This is a genomic window from uncultured Winogradskyella sp., assembly GCF_937958655.1.
Taxonomy (GTDB): domain Bacteria; phylum Bacteroidota; class Bacteroidia; order Flavobacteriales; family Flavobacteriaceae; genus Winogradskyella.
In genome coordinates this window covers 1-17,755 of record NZ_CALGNH010000080.1, presented here as the reverse complement: position 1 = coordinate 17,755, position 17,755 = coordinate 1, and the positions used below count along the sequence as shown (strand labels likewise).

18 protein-coding genes are annotated in these 17,755 nt (G+C 33.7%); 7 read left to right on the top strand and 11 right to left on the bottom strand.

Annotated features, from left to right (window positions below; genetic code table 11):
* From Q0800_RS13465 to Q0800_RS13450, 4 genes are all read left to right on the top strand, one after another.
* Window positions 1–698 (top strand): hypothetical protein (locus tag Q0800_RS13465; RefSeq protein WP_299130721.1); only part of this gene is annotated, 698 nt, incomplete at its 5' end.
* 218 nt (window positions 699–916) lie between these two features.
* Window positions 917–2,209, top strand: coding sequence for a phosphopyruvate hydratase (gene eno, locus Q0800_RS13460; RefSeq protein ID WP_299130719.1), 1,293 nt, complete (start codon window positions 917–919; stop codon window positions 2,207–2,209).
* Window positions 2,210–2,386: 177 nt separating this feature from the next.
* Complete coding sequence (locus tag Q0800_RS13455; protein ID WP_299130717.1) at window positions 2,387–3,673, top strand: citrate synthase; 1,287 nt, start codon at window positions 2,387–2,389, stop codon at window positions 3,671–3,673.
* Between the two features lie 61 nt (window positions 3,674–3,734).
* The gene (locus Q0800_RS13450) at window positions 3,735–4,646 is read left to right on the top strand and encodes an arginine deiminase family protein (protein ID WP_299130715.1); all 912 of its coding nucleotides are present in this window, start codon (window positions 3,735–3,737) and stop codon (window positions 4,644–4,646) included.
* A gap of 68 nt (window positions 4,647–4,714) precedes the next feature.
* Here the strand turns inward: Q0800_RS13450 and Q0800_RS13445 are convergent, their stop codons facing one another.
* From Q0800_RS13445 to rsfS, 9 genes are all read right to left on the bottom strand, one after another.
* Window positions 4,715–7,393 (bottom strand): carboxypeptidase-like regulatory domain-containing protein, encoded by a 2,679-nt coding sequence (locus tag Q0800_RS13445; protein ID WP_299130713.1) that lies wholly within the window; start codon window positions 7,391–7,393, stop codon window positions 4,715–4,717.
* Window positions 7,394–7,413: 20 nt separating this feature from the next.
* Window positions 7,414–8,139 (bottom strand): GLPGLI family protein, encoded by a 726-nt coding sequence (locus Q0800_RS13440; protein WP_299130711.1) that lies wholly within the window; start codon window positions 8,137–8,139, stop codon window positions 7,414–7,416.
* Between the two features lie 63 nt (window positions 8,140–8,202).
* Complete coding sequence (locus Q0800_RS13435; RefSeq protein ID WP_299130708.1) at window positions 8,203–8,415, bottom strand: hypothetical protein; 213 nt, start codon at window positions 8,413–8,415, stop codon at window positions 8,203–8,205.
* 354 nt (window positions 8,416–8,769) lie between these two features.
* Window positions 8,770–9,036 (bottom strand): acyl-CoA-binding protein, encoded by a 267-nt coding sequence (locus tag Q0800_RS13430; protein ID WP_299130723.1) that lies wholly within the window; start codon window positions 9,034–9,036, stop codon window positions 8,770–8,772.
* A complete protein-coding gene (locus tag Q0800_RS13425; protein WP_299130705.1) occupies window positions 9,033–9,686 on the bottom strand; it encodes a phosphatidylserine decarboxylase family protein in 654 nt (217 codons plus the stop codon). Before Q0800_RS13425 ends, Q0800_RS13430 begins: the two co-directional genes overlap by 4 nt.
* Window positions 9,676–10,497, bottom strand: coding sequence for a phosphatidate cytidylyltransferase (locus Q0800_RS13420; RefSeq protein WP_299130702.1), 822 nt, complete (start codon window positions 10,495–10,497; stop codon window positions 9,676–9,678). Before Q0800_RS13420 ends, Q0800_RS13425 begins: the two co-directional genes overlap by 11 nt.
* The gene (locus Q0800_RS13415; protein ID WP_299130699.1) at window positions 10,498–11,106 is read right to left on the bottom strand and encodes an LUD domain-containing protein; all 609 of its coding nucleotides are present in this window, start codon (window positions 11,104–11,106) and stop codon (window positions 10,498–10,500) included. It abuts the gene before it with no gap.
* A 105-nt stretch (window positions 11,107–11,211) separates the two neighbouring features.
* Window positions 11,212–13,152: an ATP-dependent zinc metalloprotease FtsH gene (ftsH, locus tag Q0800_RS13410; protein ID WP_299130694.1), complete on the bottom strand. Its 1,941-nt coding sequence runs from the start codon at window positions 13,150–13,152 to the stop codon at window positions 11,212–11,214.
* 56 nt (window positions 13,153–13,208) lie between these two features.
* Window positions 13,209–13,580, bottom strand: a complete 372-nt coding sequence (gene rsfS, locus Q0800_RS13405; protein ID WP_299130690.1) for a ribosome silencing factor — start codon at window positions 13,578–13,580, stop codon at window positions 13,209–13,211.
* A gap of 92 nt (window positions 13,581–13,672) precedes the next feature.
* Between rsfS and Q0800_RS13400 the strand changes: the two genes are divergently transcribed.
* Entirely contained in the window at window positions 13,673–14,404 is a 732-nt protein-coding gene (locus tag Q0800_RS13400) for a biotin--[acetyl-CoA-carboxylase] ligase (RefSeq protein WP_299130687.1), read from the top strand.
* Here Q0800_RS13400 and Q0800_RS13395 read toward each other — a convergent pair.
* Together Q0800_RS13395 and pyrE are read right to left on the bottom strand one after the other, a co-directional pair.
* Window positions 14,401–14,796, bottom strand: a complete 396-nt coding sequence (locus Q0800_RS13395) for an SRPBCC family protein (protein WP_299130684.1) — start codon at window positions 14,794–14,796, stop codon at window positions 14,401–14,403. The two genes, Q0800_RS13400 and Q0800_RS13395, sit on opposite strands and share 4 nt — an antisense overlap.
* A 112-nt stretch (window positions 14,797–14,908) precedes the next feature.
* Window positions 14,909–15,553: an orotate phosphoribosyltransferase gene (gene pyrE, locus Q0800_RS13390; RefSeq protein ID WP_299130681.1), complete on the bottom strand. Its 645-nt coding sequence runs from the start codon at window positions 15,551–15,553 to the stop codon at window positions 14,909–14,911.
* A 121-nt stretch (window positions 15,554–15,674) separates the two neighbouring features.
* Here pyrE and Q0800_RS13385 point away from each other — a divergent pair, with 121 nt between their 5' ends.
* Both Q0800_RS13385 and Q0800_RS13380 read left to right on the top strand, forming a co-directional pair.
* Window positions 15,675–16,256: an NUDIX domain-containing protein gene (locus Q0800_RS13385; RefSeq protein WP_299130678.1), complete on the top strand. Its 582-nt coding sequence runs from the start codon at window positions 15,675–15,677 to the stop codon at window positions 16,254–16,256.
* 127 nt (window positions 16,257–16,383) lie between these two features.
* Window positions 16,384–17,755, top strand: a 1,372-nt coding sequence (locus tag Q0800_RS13380) for a hypothetical protein (protein WP_299130675.1), incomplete at its 3' end; no start/stop codon positions are given.

The following is a 17,755-nucleotide window of genomic DNA, read 5'->3' as shown; positions in this document are numbered from 1 at the left end:
TATGCGATGTAGCTAAGGAGTTATCTTATACAAGATATAAGATGCTATCTCATGCCCAAATGAGCCTCAAGATATTTCTATATATAGATAAAAATGTAGATTATAACGTAGTAGATGAAATAAAAACCCAGCTTGCTAGTGCATATTTTGAAAAGCTATGTTACAAGACCAACTCAATTGAAGATAAAGATATTCTTAGAGGTGTATCTTGGACTAACCACCAGTCTTTTTACCATCTCAATAGAACTGAGAAAGTTTTGACTAAAAAAGAGAAAGAAAAAAATAAACGGTATAATGACAGCTTAAGAAGAACAAGTGGATTTGGGGATATACCTCCACCACCTCCACCGCCTCCTAATTGGTTTTTTGACTCTCAATACATAATCTATTCGGATAGTAAAGAAGCAATAGACGAAGCTTTGGAAGATAAGACTTATACATGTGTAACCTTAAGCAACGAAGGTTATAAAAGGGGAAATGAAATTTTAAGATTCGATAAAAAAGATGGCGTTGAAAATCTTTTTAGTTCTAATGATATTGTTTTTGTTAGATTCAGTGAAGCTTTAAAATATAAAAATTATTTTAAAGCTATGAGCCAATATAAAGAAATTGATGGTAAAAAAAGAGGCTTCTTTTTTGAGTTATCACATGAAATTATGGAAATATATGAAAAGGCAAATATTAAATTTTGTAACTAGTAAATAATTATAGCTGTCAGAATAAACGCGACATACGATAAATTTTGTTGCGTTTTTTTTATCCACGAAAACATTATAGTAAATATTAGGCTTAATATAACTTAGGAATTAAGGTAATAAGTGATCAATTTACTAACTTTGGCAAATTAAAGGGTGTCATGCTGAACTTGTTTCAGCATCTCATCTATTATTTAAATTGATAACCAAAACCAAACAGAATGAGCATTATAATTAATGTACACGCAAGACAAATTTTAGATAGTAGAGGAAATCCAACTGTAGAGGTTGATGTCGTTACAGAAAACGGTATTATGGGTAGAGCAGCAGTACCATCTGGCGCATCTACAGGTGAGCATGAAGCTGTTGAATTGCGTGATGGTGGAGATACCTACATGGGAAAAGGCGTTTTAAAAGCTGTAGAAAATGTTAATGCAACAATTGCGCAAGAATTATTAGGTGTTTCAGTATTTGAACAAAATGCCATTGATCAATTAATGATCGATTTAGATGGTACTCCAAACAAATCAAAATTAGGAGCTAATGCCATTTTAGGGGTGTCTTTAGCAGTGGCTAAAGCAGCAGCAAATGAATTAGGCTTACCATTATATAGATATGTGGGTGGTGTTTCTGCTAATACCTTACCATTACCAATGATGAATATTATTAATGGAGGTTCTCATAGTGATGCGCCAATCGCATTCCAAGAATTTATGGTAATGCCAGTAAAAGCAAAGAATTTTACGCATGCTATGCAAATGGGAACTGAAATTTTTCATAACCTAAAAAAAGTATTGCACGATAGAGGTTTAAGCACCGCTGTAGGAGATGAAGGAGGATTTGCACCTAACTTAGAAGGAGGTACCGAAGATGCTCTAGATTCGATTAAGTTGGCTGTTGAAAAAGCGGGTTATACATTCGGAGGCGATGTAAAGATTGCTTTAGACTGTGCCGCAGCAGAATTTTATAAAGATGGGAAATACGACTATACTATTTTTGAAGGGGATTCAGGCAAGGTAAGAACTTCAGAAGAGCAAGCGGCTTACTTAGCAGAATTGGCCTCAAAATATCCAATCATTTCTATAGAAGATGGTATGGACGAAAACGACTGGGACGGTTGGAAAGTATTAACAGATAAAATTGGTGATAAAGTACAGCTAGTAGGCGATGATTTATTTGTGACTAATGTAGAGCGTCTGTCGCGTGGAATAGAAAACGGAATTGCAAATTCTATCCTGATCAAAGTAAATCAAATAGGAACATTAACAGAAACTATTTCGGCTGTAAATATGGCTCATAATGCAGGATATACCTCTGTAATGTCACACCGTTCTGGTGAGACTGAAGATAATACCATTGCAGATTTAGCAGTAGCTTTAAATACAGGACAGATAAAAACAGGTTCTGCATCGCGTAGTGACCGTATGGCCAAATATAACCAGTTATTACGTATTGAAGAAGAATTAGGAGATGTAGCTTACTTTCCGCAAGAGAATGCGTTTAAAGTAAAGTAAAACAAACAAATAATGATAAGATTACAAAAAGCGATTATTCTTTTGAATAATCGCTTTTTCGTCTTATAAACATCAGCTATGCGTTTATTGTTAAAAGGGTTATAAATGCTTTACTTAAATCGGTTGATATTTTGTAAATTTACACTCCATTTAAATTACATAAATTAAAGATAGAATATGTCAGATAAAGCTACCTTAGAAATCAATGGTAAAAAGTATGAGTTTCCTTTAAAAGTTGGAACAGAGGATGAAGTTGCAATTGATCTAAAAACCTTAAGAAACGCAACAGGAGGTGTTATTACCATTGATCCTGGATATAAAAACACAGGAAGTTGTGAAAGTGCCATCACATTTTTAGATGGTGAAAAAGGTATTTTAAGGTATAGAGGTTATTCCATTGAAGAGTTAGCAGAAAAAGCAGATTTTTTAGAAGTCGTCTATCTCCTAATATTTGGAGAGCTGCCAACGCAAGAAGAATTAGACAAATTCGAGGCTGATATTAAAGATAAGTCAATGGTAGATGACGATGTTAAGAAAATACTCGATGCTTTTCCAAAAGCAGCCCATCCCATGGGTGTATTATCATCGCTAACAAGTGCTTTAACGGCGTTTTACCCTTCATCTGTTGATGTAGATTCAGAAGAGGATATGTATAAAGCTATCGTAAGAATATTAGCAAAATTCCCAATTTTAGTAGCTTGGACTATGCGTAAAAAGCATGGTTTACCCCTAGAGTATGGAGATGACAATTTAGGGTATGTTGAGAATGTTCTCAAAATGATGTTTAAAAAGCCAAATAGCGAGTATGTACAAAATCCCATATTAGTCAATGCTTTAGATAAGTTGTTAATACTACATGCAGATCATGAGCAAAACTGTTCTACATCAACCGTACGTATCGCAGGCTCTTCTCACGCAGGGTTATTTGTATCGTTAGCATCTGGTATATCTGCACTTTGGGGACCATTACATGGTGGTGCAAACCAAGCTGTATTAGAAATGTTAGAAGCTATTAAAGAAGATGGTGGAGACACAAAAAAATACATGGCCAAAGCAAAAGACAAAAGCGATCCATTCCGCTTAATGGGCTTTGGACACCGTGTTTATAAAAACTTTGATCCAAGAGCAAAGATTATAAAAGTTGCGGCAGATGAAGTACTTAGTGATCTAGGTGTAGAAGATCCCATCTTAGACATTGCTAAAGGATTAGAGAAAGAAGCTTTAAATGATCCGTATTTTGTGGAACGAAAATTATATCCGAATGTAGATTTTTATTCAGGTATTATCTATAGAGCTATGGGAATACCTGTAGAGATGTTTACAGTAATGTTTGCTTTAGGCCGTTTACCAGGGTGGATAGCACAATGGAGAGAAATGCGTATGCGCAAAGAGCCAATAGGTCGCCCAAGACAGCTATATGTTGGAGAAACTTACAGGGACTTTAAAACAATAGATAAAAGATAAGGTATTGTAATAAAACGGTAAAAGCTTCATACGCCATATGGAGCTTTTTATTTTTATATCTATGAAACTAAATGTACAAAACGAAACGTCTCGTCTTAGAGCAGTTATTTTAGGAACTGCCCAAAGTAATGGTCCAATGCCAACTATTGAAGACGCTTACGATCCAAAATCAATACAGCATATCAAAGCTGGAACTTATCCTAAGGAAGCTGATATGATTAAAGAAATGGATGCCGTTGCAGAAGTTTTTAAAAAGTATGATGTTACGGTGTACAGACCAAAAGTAATTGAAGATTACAATCAGATTTTTTCTAGAGACATCGCCTTTGTTATTGAAGATAAACTAATAAAAGCGAATATTTTACCAGATAGAGAGCGTGAGTTTGAAGCCATTCAGTACGTAATTGACCAAATTGAAAAAGATAAGTTAATGATACTTCCAGAAGAGTGTCATGTTGAAGGCGGTGACGTTATGCCTTGGAATGATTACATTTTTATTGGCACCTACACAGGTAAAGATTATCCCGATTATATCACAGCACGAACAAATATTGAAGCGGTAAAAGCCATACAAGAAATATTTCCACATAAAAAAGTAAAGGCCTTTGAACTTAGAAAATCGAACACCGACCCAAAAGAAAATGCTTTACATTTAGATTGCTGTTTTCAACCTGTTGGTAAGAATAAAGCTATTATTCATAAAAATGGATTTTTAATTGAGAGTGAATACCAATGGCTGGTAGATTTCTTCGGAAAAGAGAATATATTCGAAATTACCAAAGAAGAAATGTATAACATGAATAGTAACGTGTTTTCCATAGCTGATGACGTTATTATTTCTGAAAAAAACTTTACGAGATTAAACACTTGGCTTCGCAAAAATGGTTTTACTGTTGAAGAAGTACCTTATGCAGAAATCGCAAAGCAGGAAGGTTTGTTACGTTGTTCTACTATGCCTTTGATAAGAGATTAAGAATTCCTGCGCAGGTATAATTTTCTTGATTAGATTAAACTGTCACATCGAGCGTAGTCGAGATGTCATTATAATTTATAACTCAACTTAAACATTACAATCCTAGGCAGAATAAACGTTCTGCTATCGCTCACCACGAAAGCATTAAACGAATTCCGTTGTTTAAAACGCACATCAAAAATATTGCTCGCTGAGATCTCAAAACCCCAAGGACTATCTTCTTTTTGGTAAAATAAAGACGCATTTGCTGTATCAAATGTGTTGTTGATGCCTTGGTTTTTGTTGTTATAATTATCAAAGGTGTAATCTGCCTTAAAAATAAAATCGTTTAAAAAATCATATTCTAAAATGGCTTCAAAACGGTCGTTTTCAAATCGGTTTTCTGTGGCATTGGCTTTGTAGTTGCTAAAGTCTTTGGTGTAGTTAAACTCTAAATTAGGGAAGTTCTTAAAAAAGGTCTCTAAGCCAACCGTTGACGATACGGACCTGGAAATATTAAGATTAGTTTCACCATTCAAAATTTGAAAGAAATCGTTATAACTAAAACGACCGCTTAGGTTATATCTTATTTTATTTATTTTTTTAGAGATGCGTCCACTGACGTTCCAATTATGCTCTGGTTGGTCAAACATAATGGTTGTATTAAAGGATTCTATGCCGTTAAGTTCCGTAACGTTTTTAATGCTAGTTTCACGTTTATTGAAACTTGTATTAATGTTAAAATTGAGATTACGGAATAAGCTAAACTTATAATAGCTCAACGTAGCCGTATGGTACAATTGATTCTCTAATTGATTATTACCTCGAAATATGCTATTAAAACTTGATAATATAAAATTATTAGCCAGTTGATTGATGCTAGGAAAACGAGCATTAAGACGATAACGAAAATTAAGCTTTTCACTATTGTTAAACTCAACCTTGCTCGTAAACTGTGGCAGAAATAGATTTTTGGAAAAGGTCTCAGCCGCATCAAATTGTTCTGTTCGCCATAGGTAGCCATGATAAAAAAGAGCAGGTTTAAAGGTAGCATTGCCAATCTGAAATTTATACTCCAGACCCAAATAAGTATCTATAAAGTTGTAGCCAAAATCATTACCAAATCCTGCAGAACCAAAATTGTTGATACTGCCATCATCTAAGACCTGTACATCAGTGTTAAAAAACGAATTGAATGACGCATTAACACCAACACTCGTGTAGAGATGGTTAAAATTGTTAAGCACCCAATAATCTTTTATAATAGCATTGAAGTTATGGGATTTTGACCTTTTGGTCTGTAGGATGTTAAAGGTATCCTCATCTTCTAAGGGAATCAACCCTTGTAGAATCTGTTGGTTGGTCAGCCATTCCGTTATCGGTTTGTCGTTCTGGAAATTATAGGTTGCTTCTAAAGTTGCTGTATGTGATTTAGAAAGTTTACGACTGTAACTAACGTTTTGTTTTAGGTTGAATGCCGTAACACCAGTCAATGTCCTTATGGTATTGTCTTGGGTGGGATTAATGGTGTTGATTAAGCCATTACTGTCATTATTGGTAACTTTTACAAAAGCATTATAGGCAAAGTCTTCCTCAAAGCTTGGGTCGTAATCCACCGTGAGTTTACCTATGGTAAAGAAGTTGTTGAGTTGGTTGCTTACCGTCCTGTCTTCTGTAAAGGATTCTTCAATGTTTTGGTAAGTGTTTAAGGTTTTGCCTAAGGTTTCTGTTTTGGAATTGGAAGCAATTACATAGCTGCTGATGTCCGTACTGCTGTTAACCGATTGCCTAATATTAAGTGCACCAAACTGATTGATGTTATCTACAAAATCCTGATTGTTGAGATATTGTGCAAAATCACTATTAAAAAGGCTAAAATAACTGCCAGCATCGTCTAAGAGTTTACCAAAACCACCCTCAAACTCTAAATAGTCGCTAAAGCTAAAGCTTTTGACACCTTGGTTGTTAAGGTCACCGATTACATTAACATTGGTCTTTGGGCTATAATAAAATAGGGTTGGGTGCAACAGGTATCTATCCTCTATACCTATACCAACTTCTACATCACCAAAAACAAATTTCTTTTTATCTTCTTTTAAAAGGATATTCATTGCCATATCCTCAGAGTCCTGCAGCCCTTTTAACATAGCAACTTCGTTATAGTTGTCCAAGACCTCAACCTTATCAACGGCATCTGCTGGTATGTTGTTTACTGCAAGTTTACTGTTTCCAGTAAAAAAGGGTTTGTTCTCTACTAAGACCTTGGTTACTTTTTTACCGTTAACGTTAACATTACCTTCTCTATCCACTTCTACACCAGGCAGTTTTTTTAAAGCATCTCGCAACTTGCGTTCCTCGCCTGTGGCAAAACGGCTGACATCGTAAGTAATTGTATCTTTTTTTACCACAATTGGTGGTGTGTATTCTATGTGAACTTCGTCTAGCTGGTCTGGATTTTCTACCAAAGCAAAGTTTCTAATGAGGCCTTGGTCTGTTGTAGTAATCGTTAGTATTTGTGGTTTATAGCCCAAATAACTAACCGTAAGCTTATAGGTTTGATTTTTATTTAGAGCTAATTTATAGCTACCGTCGTTTTCAGTAATAGCAAACTTTACGTCTTGATCATCTCTCTGTGGTATGGCGAGGATGTTGGCGTAGGGTAATGGGTTTTGTAAGGTATCGGTGACTTTTCCTGAAATATTGATATTTTGGGAATGTATAAGATTAAAACAATATATAAATGATATTAACAGGAAAGAGTGTTTCAACTACAATATATTAATAAAAATTATTGCTTTTCATATGATTCTTTCATACGCTCAATATGCTCAGCTTCAGTAATTATGTTTTTTGATTTTAGAGGTTTTATCGTATAACTAGTATCCTTTTCAATCTTTATTTTGCTAGCATAAAATGTATAATGAGTATCTTTTAGTTCCAATATTAATCCAGGCAGACCATTATATTCTTTTGGTCCATAACTCAGTGGTATTTCTGGACAGTACCATGCAATAATCTCAAATTGATGGGTTTTAGTTGGACCAACCTTACTTTTTGACCTTATGGCCTTGTAGCATAGGTGTTTTCCTATGTATTTAGTTTTATTTATTAGTTGCCAATTGTTGATACTTGAAGATATGTTCTTAATTAAGGTATTATTTCCGTAAATATTCTCTTCTCTCAATAATTTATCAGTTGATTTATCATAATAAAATCTTCCTCTAGCAACAATATTTTTTGCATAAGAGATAGCCATTGGACTGATATCAGATTCCATAACTTGATTTAAGTAAAATATTGATTCATTTGAATTGAATCTTAGAGTAAAATCTAAGTCTTTTGAAGCATTATTCATTTTGTCCAACATACCATAGAGTTCTTTACTATTCTCTTTCTCACTCTTTGTTATTTCGTTTTGTGCGAACTTATAGATTACCTCGCCAGAAACTTCTTTTGAATTATTGTTAAATATTAAAAGAAATAACAGTAATGATATTTTTTTTAAATGTATCATAATAAAATATTTAAGAGCCTAAGCTTTAGTAAACCTAGGCTCAAATTATTGCTTTTTAAAATATTATTGATCAGCATTATAAACATCTTCCCATGTGTAGCCATAGCAATAAACCGCATAAGCTGCATTTGTTAACCATGCAAGCTCTTCTATAGTCCAACCAGCATTGTCAGCTTGGATTACCATAATTTCTACTCTGTCATAGCAGTCATATTCATCTTCATAAACTTCAAGTATATCTGATGACGCAGTACTAAATAAGCTGCAAATGAACATCAAGCCAAATGTAATACTAAAAACTTTTTTCTTCATAATTTTAAATTTAAGACCAAAACATATTGGTCGGTTAATAAACAGTTTTACTAACGAGTATTAACGAGTTTTAAAATTAACGAGAGGGATAACGAAGTTTAACGAGAAAGTAAAAAAACCTACGCAGGTTTTAGGTTAACCATTGCCATTAAAAGCAACGTTGTGCCTCGTTAAAACATTCTGTTACAGTTAATAGCAACACAAATCAAAAAAAAAAAGTCTATATACCAAATTAATAACTAAAAGAGTTGTTAAAGAAATGTTAACTGCGGTTTTTCCGTAATACCATTGCGGAAAAACCGTAATTGAAGTAAAATTCTACTTCCGATACAAAAAATAATTATTCACAAGATTAATGTACTCTTGCTTAGCTTCATCTTCACTAATATCTTTTACTTGAAATAAAGCGTTAGTCTTAAACGCATTTATAATTTGTTTACGACTACTTGGTCTACCGTAATCGTTAGTCGCTTTTTTATAATACGCATACAGTCTAAGTAAAAAATCAGCAGGAAATGGCTCAGTATGGGCATTAACACGCTCTACTGCGGCATCAAATTCTATTTCTAATTCTTTTGACATTATTTCATTTCTGCGATGATACTCTCACCACCACGGACTTTTTGGTTGAGTTCTACTTTTATCTCTGCACTTAAAGGTAAAAATAAATCTACGCGCGACCCAAATTTTATAAATCCAGAATCTGATCCTTGTACGGCTGTTGAACCTTCTTTTGCATAATTAACAATACGTTTTGCTAAAGCACCAGCAATTTGTCGGTATAAGATTTTTCCAAAACTTTTATTTTCTACAACTACAGTTGTACGCTCGTTTTCTTCACTCGCTTTAGGATGCCACGCAACCAAATATTTTCCAGGATGGTATTTGCTGTAAGTTATGTTGCCGCTAATAGGATATCGAGTAACATGTACATTTAGAGGAGACATAAATACAGAAACCTGAATGCATTTAGCTTTAATGACTTCATTTTCATCAACCTCCTCAATGACTACAACTTTGCCATCTACAGGCGATAGTGCTTGTTTTTCATTAGTGTGTGTGTGACGTTTTGGGTTTCTAAAAAATTGAAGAATAAGAATAAATACTACGAGAATGGTAATCATTAGTCCTTTGCGCAGCCATTCGTTGGTAGCAAGTTCATCAATTAAAAAAAATGATCCAACGACAATAACAAGTGTTATAAAAATAATTTTATGACCTTCTTTATGAAACATAATAAATAATACTTAAATATAAATAGATAAATGGTGCGGTAAAGATAAGACTATCTAATCGATCCAGTAAACCACCATGTCCTGGCATTATTACACCGCTATCTTTAACCTCTGCTTGGCGCTTAAACTTAGATTCTATTAAATCTCCAAATGTTCCTAAAACACTAATTATAATCGCCAAAATTAACCAATTGGTTGTGTTTAGTGTTTCAGAGTATTTAGCTATAAAATAACTTGCAATACAAGCAAAAAATAAACCACCTAAAAAGCCTTCAACTGTTTTTTTTGGAGATACACTCGGAAATAGCTTTTGCTTGCCCAAATTTTTCCCCACAAAATAGGCGGCACTATCATTAACCCATATTAAAATAAATGTACCTAAAAGTAGAAGTGGTGAAAATGAATTATTAAAATTTGCAATAAGCAGAATAAAAATAAACCCACTGGTTAAATAAAAGGTTGTTGCAATGTATCTTTTGCTTTTAAACAACGGAATTTTTTTAAAAGTGAATAAATCTTTTATTAAAAGGAGATTTACACAGATTGTTAATGCCAATAGAATATTTATGGCATCACTACTTTTAAATAGTGTTTTATTATACATACACAAATACCAAAAAGCAATATATAATAGCGTAAATATAAAGTACTGTATATAGCCTTTTAATTTAATGAGTTTGCTAAATTCCATTAAACTAATAATACCAAAAAGTGCAATGACAATAATTAGGGCTAGTTGATAATAAAGAGCACCCACAAGCAAAGCGGCATATATAGCACCCGATAGTGCTCTTATTAATAATTCTTTCATTTATAGATCCTCTAAAAGGAGTAGGTATAGGTTTTTTGCACTACTGCCATAAGTTAAAAAATCTTTATCGTCAGCAGTCGCAAAATGCTTAATGGTAGTAATATTGGTAGGTATAGTAGCTTTGCTTTTTGTTTTTATACCTTTTAAGCCTTCACCAATATTTTCAACAAATTGACTGGTAGTGGCAAAAATGATAAAATGTTCTGGTAATTCATATAGCTTTTTTTCTGCAATTTGATTCGATGAAATTAAAAGTGATCCATCGTCAGAAATTAAATATTCACATGTTGATAAAAAATAAGCGCTTTCAGAGGCTTTTGCAGTCGGATTTAGCTGTAACTCTTTAAATAGGTCTTGCAAACGTTCATCAATTAAAAATACCTTTTCGTTATGCCATTGGTTTTCGTCTAAAATAGCATTAAAACTTTCTTTAATTTCGGCCATATTTTCACAATACAAAAATTTACCTCCATTAGATTTAAAATTAATGGTAAAACGCTCATCAGCGGGCAACTTAACTTCGGGCATATATTTACTACGCTCTTGATTTGGTATCTGTTCTTTTGGCTGATCAGATTTTTTTCCAAAGAGTTTACGAAATAAGCTCATTCAATGTTGCTATTAATCCTGTAATAAGTGAATTTATCAAATATAAAAAAACTTAAATTAACATATGGTCAATTTAAGTTTTTTATATAAACGTAGTTAATTATACTATTCTTCTTCTTCACTGCTTTGCACGGTATCGAAAGCGCGTTTTCCAAAGATTTTTTCAAGATTATCCTTAAAGATAACTTCCTTGTCTAAAAGTACCTCTGCTAACTCTGTAAGTTTATCTTTATTAACTTCTAGTAGTTTTATTGCGCGTTCGTACTGCTCTTCAATAATATCAGAAATTTCTTTATCAATAAGTTCAGCAGTTTGTTCGCTATAAGGCTTTGTAAAACCATACTCAGATTGTCCAGAAGAATCATAATACGTAAGGTTACCAACTTTATCACTAAGGCCATAGATAGTTACCATAGCTCTAGCTTGTTTGGTTACTTTTTCCAAATCACTTAATGCGCCAGTTGATATTTTATCAAAAATCACTTTTTCAGCGGCTCTACCACCCAATGCGGCACACATTTCATCTAGCATTTGCTCTGGGCGAACGATGAGTCGTTCTTCGGGTAAGTACCAAGCTGCGCCTAAAGATCGTCCTCTAGGAACAATGGTTACTTTTACAAGAGGTGCAGCATGTTCTAGCATCCAACTAACGGTAGCATGACCAGCTTCGTGAAAGGCTACTGCGCGTTTCTCTTCTGGAGTAATGATTTTATTTTTCTTTTCTAGTCCTCCAATAATTCGATCTACAGCATCTAAGAAATCTTGTTTATTAACGGCTTTTTTACCTTTACGTGCAGCAATAAGTGCCGCTTCATTACAAACGTTAGCAATGTCAGCTCCAGAAAAACCGGGTGTTTGTTTTGCTAAGAAATCAATATCTAAGGACTCTTCTTTTTTAAGAGGTCTTAAGTGTACTTCAAAAATTTCTTTACGCTCTCGTACATCGGGTAAATCTACATAGATCTGCCTATCAAATCGTCCTGCACGCATTAGTGCGCTATCTAATACATCAGCTCTGTTGGTAGCAGCCAAAACTATGACATTGGTGTTTGTGCCAAAACCATCCATTTCGGTTAATAGTTGATTGAGCGTGTTTTCGCGTTCGTCATTTGAGCCAGACAAATTGTTTTTTCCTCGTGCTCTACCAATAGCATCAATTTCATCAATAAAGATAATTGAAGGTGATTTTTCTTTGGCTTGTTTAAATAAGTCTCTTACACGAGATGCACCGACACCAACAAACATTTCAACAAAATCTGAACCCGAAAGCGAAAAGAAAGGCACTTTAGCTTCACCAGCAACAGCTTTAGCTAAAAGTGTTTTTCCTGTACCTGGAGGCCCTACGAGTAGGGCACCTTTTGGGATTTTTCCTCCTAAGGCTGTATATTTTTCAGGAAACTTTAAAAAATCGACAATCTCTTGGACTTCTTCTTTAGCTCCCTCTAACCCTGCAACATCCTTAAAGGATGTTTTGGTATCCGATTTTTCGTCAAATAGTTTGGCCTTGGACTTACCAATATTAAAAATCTGCCCACCAGCTCCCCCTCCTGCACCAGAAGACATGCGGCGCATTATAAAAATCCAAACACCAATGATGAGTATAAACGGTAGTAACGTCAATAAAAAATCACCCCAAACATTTTGTTCAGTTTCATAATTTACTTCAGTATTTAGGTTATTATCTTGTATGCTTTGTCTTATGTCTTTTTCAAAATTCTGAAGGTCACCAAATTCAAATTTGTAATTAGGAATTGGTGCTACAGAAGGTAGCATAGATTTAGGCTTTGTTTTTTTATGAATTTCTTGCTCTTGTGCTTCTTTTGTTAGGTAAACTCTAGCTTCTCGTTTGTTAACAATTTCTACTTTAGCAACATCTCCTCTGTCTAAATATTCTAAAAATTGAGAAGGTGTAGTTGGTATGCCTGTTGAACTACCAAAACCACCTGAAAATAATTGAATAGACAGAAAAACTGCTATGATGACTCCGTAAATCCAATACGGATTTACTTTTGGTTTTTTATTTAAATTTTTGTTGTCTTTTGCCATTTTGTTGACCTCTTACGAATGCGCTTAATTTAGTTAAGCGTTAATCTTTTTTTTATTTAATAACTTGATTCTATTTGTGTTGTTTTAGCATCTCCCCAAAGACTTTCAATATCATAATAGTCTCTAATATGTTTTTGAAAAACATGCACCACGACGTTAACATAATCCATTAACACCCATTCTGCATTATCTGTACCTTCAATATGCCATGGCTTATCTTTTATAGTTTTGCTAACTTGCTTTTGTATGGAACTAACGATTGCATTTACCTGAGTGTTAGAAGTACCTTCACAGATAATGAAATAATCGCAAACCGTATTTTCAATGGTTCTTAAATCTAAAATTGTAATTTCTTTTCCTTTAACCTCTTCGATACCGCCAATGATTGTTGTTATGAGTTGGTCTGCATTGGTTTTTTCTTTCGTCATTAAAATGATTTAAATTTATGCAAAGTTATTATTTTTTTAGTTCTTGTAAGCCCTTATTATCATAAGAATACTATAAAAAACACGGTGACTATATGTATATAATCAAACTTGATGCCATTGATTCAACAAATGCTTACCTAAAAGCAATGGATTCTGTTAATTTACCTAAGGATTTTACAGTAGTTATTGCCGAGCATCAGTCTAATGGTAGAGGCCAAATGGGTGCCAATTGGCAAACTGAAAAAGGTAAAAACCTAACAGTAAGTGTATTTAAGAACTTAAAAGGATTTAAGATTGAAAATCAATTTTATATCAGTATGGCTGTTTCTTTAGCAATTTTAAAAACATTAAAAAGTTTTAATATGCCCAGACTTTATATAAAGTGGCCTAACGACATTTTGTCAGCAGATAAAAAATTGTGTGGTATTTTGATTGAAAATGTTATTAAGAACAATCAACTTCAAGGCTCTGTAATTGGTTTTGGACTTAATGTAAATCAAAATCAATTTTATAATTTACCGAAAGCCTCATCAATGCAAATAATAACAGGGATAGTTTATAATAAAGAAGAGGTATTGTCTAAAGTTTTAAATACACTTAAATATTACTTTAAATTATTAGCCTCATATGAGTACGACACTATTAAGACAGAATATGAATCTTATCTCTTTAGAAAAAATAAACCATCAACCTTTATAACCAAAAATGGAATGCAATTTTCTGGAATAATAAAAGGCGTAGCCAACAATGGAAAACTTAAAATTTGGACTGAAAACGACGTCGTAAATACTTATGACCTTAAGGAGCTTAGTTTGCTATACTAAAATGTTGTTTTCATATTAGTGGCAAGTGTTTCTATAAACTTAGAGATTGGACCTTTAATCATCATCGCCATCATGGCATTAAACTCTCCATCAAATAGTAATTGAACTTCACTTTTGCTAGGTTCTATTTCGCGGATATAACCTGTTAATGAAAAATCTAATTTTCCACCAGCAGCTCCCAATACTATTTTAGAATTTGGTATAGCTTTTTTTTTCTTTAGTACAATTTCTGGCATACCTTTAAGGGCAAATAGAAATTTATCGTTTTCTAAAACTTCAAATTTGCTAATGTTTTCAGGCATTAAGTTTTTAAAATTCTTCACATCAGATAAAAAATTAAACGTTTCCTCTGCGGATTTATCTAAGATTACTTTTGGTGATTCTAAATTCATAGTAGTTCATATTTTATAGTTTAAATGTGTAATTATTTCATCCTATGATTATTAATTTTCATATTAAAATAGATTAATACATACACATTTAACCGTTGTTGCTAAAGCTATATCAATTAGCGTTCCATTCGCTAGGATTGGCATTCCATTTTACCAAAATATCTTGTTGTTTTTCGGTTATGTAATTTGTGTCTAGGGCTTGTTCAAGCAAATTTTCATAATTACCAAGCGTGTGCAATTTTATATTGGCCTTTTCAAAATTTTCTTTTGCAACGTCAAAACCATATGAAAAAATAGCAACCATACCTTTTACATTTACTTCTGCTTCTTTAAGCGCGGCTACAGCGTTAAGGCTACTTTTACCAGTGCTTATTAAATCTTCTACCACAACAACATTTTGTCCTTTTTCTATGTGACCTTCCACCTGGTTTTTACGACCATGTGTCTTAGCTTCAGGCCTTACGTAAACAAAAGGAAGATTTAAATAATCAGCCACCAAAGCACCAATACCAATAGCACCTGTGGCTACACCAGCAATGACATCTGGCTTGCCGTAATGATCTTCAATATGTCTTGCCATAGTTTCCCTAATGTAATTTCTTATCTGAGGATAGGACAAAACAATTCTGTTATCGCAGTAAATTGGTGATTTCCATCCAGATGCCCATGTGAAAGGTTCTGACGGTTGAAGTTTTATAGCATTAATTTGCAGTAAAACCTCTGCTGTTTTTTTTGCTGTTTCTTTATTAAAAATCATGATGCAAAATTACTATTTTTTAGACTTTTGTAAGATTTTATCATAATTTAATTTATAGGATAAAAGCATTTTAAGAAAAAGTAATAGTTTTACTATTCTAAACCTATAATTAGCCAAATTAATGCATACTATATATGTTGGTGATAAGCCGATAATTTTGACTACTCAAATTGAAAAAGAAACTGATTTTAAGGTATTTCTTTTGAAATCTGTTAAAATTAAAAAAGTTATTAAGCTACTTAATAATACAGACTTAAATGCGATTCATTTAATACATCATAATCCCAAAAAATTACTAAAACATTTTTTAAAACTTTTGCCAAATGTAGTTGCAGGTGGAGGGAAGGTGAGTAATAGTAATGGCGACACGCTCTTTATATATAGAAATGATAAATGGGATTTGCCGAAAGGTAAAGTTGAAGGTAAAGAATCCATTGAAGAAACATCTATCCGAGAGGTGGAGGAGGAGACTGGTGTAACAGGATTGGAAATAGTTAAACCTTTACCCACAACCTATCATATTTTTAAACGTAACGGAAAGTATAAAATTAAAATTACCTATTGGTTTAAAATGAAGACTGAATTTGATGGGAAGTTGTATCCACAAATAAATGAAGGCATAACTAAAGTGAAATGGCTAGATGATGCGGCGGCTCGTAAAGCCATGGAAAACAGTTACGCAAACATAAAATTATTAGCCTAAGCATTTAATCTTGAAAAAAAGTTACTTTGTCCATTTTATTGTTAATATTTCTTAAAATTTGTAATTCTTGAAACTACCTACATTGCAATTTGTTTAATTTTATTTTAAAATAATTAAACAAAAAGCAATGAAGAACAAATTACTCTTAAAGATCAAAAATCTTAAGGTAAATCTATTTATTTTGTTTTTTAGTCTGTTTTTGTTCGGTTTTGGCCAATCAGATTCTCGTTTTTGTGGTAACGTGGAGAATTTTGAGTTTAGTAATGGTCATGAAACAGTTCATATTACAGATGACGAAACATACATTTTTGATGATTTACCAGGACATTTTTATGTCAAAGTAGACGTTAACGGTTATGTTCAAAGTGTTAAGTACAATGTTACTAACCTTGATACTAACGAACAGTTTGAAGTTATTGAAAATTTAATTCCTTACACATTTCCGGCGGGAGATGCTGATTGGAATATTGGATTAGGTACCTTCGAAGTCATAGCGTCAATTTACGCTCAAAATAATGCGTATGGTTACGTATGCGATACAGAATCAGTAACATTTACGTTAACTGATAATGTTGCATGTACTGCGGATGCAGGAACGTTAACAGCTGTGTATAGCAGTGTTGCGTTATCAAATGGTGAGGCACAGTTAAGTGCAACACCAAACGGTGATGTGCACGTACCCGCTGACTTCAGTAAGATCTTTGTATTAACAAGCGGTTCAGATTTAGTAATAGAGCAGGTTAATGCAACACCAAACTTTACAGTAACCGAAGCAGGAAATTATACGATTCATACTTTAGTTTACCCAAGTGATTTAGATTTAAGTATCGTAGAGCTAGGAGTTACAACAGGATTTGATGTTAATAGTTTATTAATCCAAGGCGGAGGTGATTTATGTGCATCCTTAGATGTAGCAGGAGCACCAATCCATGTAGGAGAAGAGCCATGTACAGCATACGCAGGGACATTAACTGTAGTAGAGAGCACTGTATGTTCAACAGGAGAAGTAACAATCTCAGCAACATCTAACGGAGATGCGAATGAGCCAGCAGGCTTCAGTACGCTCTTTGTATTAACAAGCGGAGACGACTTAGTGATCGAGCAAGTAGGCGGATCACCAGAGTTCACCGTAGTTGGAGGAGGAGATTATACGATCCATACCTTAGTTTACCCAGAGACTTTAGATTTAAGTATCGTAGAGCTAGGAGTTACAACAGGATTTGATGTTAATAGTTTATTAATCCAAGGCGGAGGTGATTTATGTGGATCCTTAGATGTAGCAGGAGCACCAGTTCAAATTATAAATCCAGATGCAGGGACATTAACTGCAGTGGATAGTAGTGTAGAACTATCCAATGGAGAAGCACAATTAAGTGCAACAACAAACGGTGATGTCAATGTACCTTCGGGTTACAGTTCCATCTTTGTATTAACAAGCGGAGACGACTTAGTGATCGAGCAAGTAGGCGGATCACCAGAGGTCACGGTAACCGAAGCAG

What these genes read in the sequence shown, in the direction of transcription:
- Q0800_RS13415 (WP_299130699.1), bottom strand. Translation starts at nt 11,106, where the DNA reads ATGAGCTTATTTCGTAAACTCTTTGGAAAAAAATCTGATCAGCCAAAA.
- Q0800_RS13425 (WP_299130705.1), bottom strand. Translation starts at nt 9,686, where the DNA reads ATGTTTCATAAAGAAGGTCATAAAATTATTTTTATAACACTTGTTATT.
- eno (WP_299130719.1), top strand. Translation starts at nt 917, where the DNA reads ATGAGCATTATAATTAATGTACACGCAAGACAAATTTTAGATAGTAGA.
- ftsH (WP_299130694.1), bottom strand. Translation starts at nt 13,152, where the DNA reads ATGGCAAAAGACAACAAAAATTTAAATAAAAAACCAAAAGTAAATCCG.
- Q0800_RS13455 (WP_299130717.1), top strand. Translation starts at nt 2,387, where the DNA reads ATGTCAGATAAAGCTACCTTAGAAATCAATGGTAAAAAGTATGAGTTT.
- rsfS (WP_299130690.1), bottom strand. Translation starts at nt 13,580, where the DNA reads ATGACGAAAGAAAAAACCAATGCAGACCAACTCATAACAACAATCATT.
- Q0800_RS13440 (WP_299130711.1), bottom strand. Translation starts at nt 8,139, where the DNA reads ATGATACATTTAAAAAAAATATCATTACTGTTATTTCTTTTAATATTT.
- Q0800_RS13435 (WP_299130708.1), bottom strand. Translation starts at nt 8,415, where the DNA reads ATGTTCATTTGCAGCTTATTTAGTACTGCGTCATCAGATATACTTGAA.
- Q0800_RS13385 (WP_299130678.1), top strand. Translation starts at nt 15,675, where the DNA reads ATGCATACTATATATGTTGGTGATAAGCCGATAATTTTGACTACTCAA.
- Q0800_RS13420 (WP_299130702.1), bottom strand. Translation starts at nt 10,497, where the DNA reads ATGAAAGAATTATTAATAAGAGCACTATCGGGTGCTATATATGCCGCT.
- pyrE (WP_299130681.1), bottom strand. Translation starts at nt 15,553, where the DNA reads ATGATTTTTAATAAAGAAACAGCAAAAAAAACAGCAGAGGTTTTACTG.
- Q0800_RS13400 (WP_299130687.1), top strand. Translation starts at nt 13,673, where the DNA reads ATGTATATAATCAAACTTGATGCCATTGATTCAACAAATGCTTACCTA.
- Q0800_RS13395 (WP_299130684.1), bottom strand. Translation starts at nt 14,796, where the DNA reads ATGAATTTAGAATCACCAAAAGTAATCTTAGATAAATCCGCAGAGGAA.
- Q0800_RS13450 (WP_299130715.1), top strand. Translation starts at nt 3,735, where the DNA reads ATGAAACTAAATGTACAAAACGAAACGTCTCGTCTTAGAGCAGTTATT.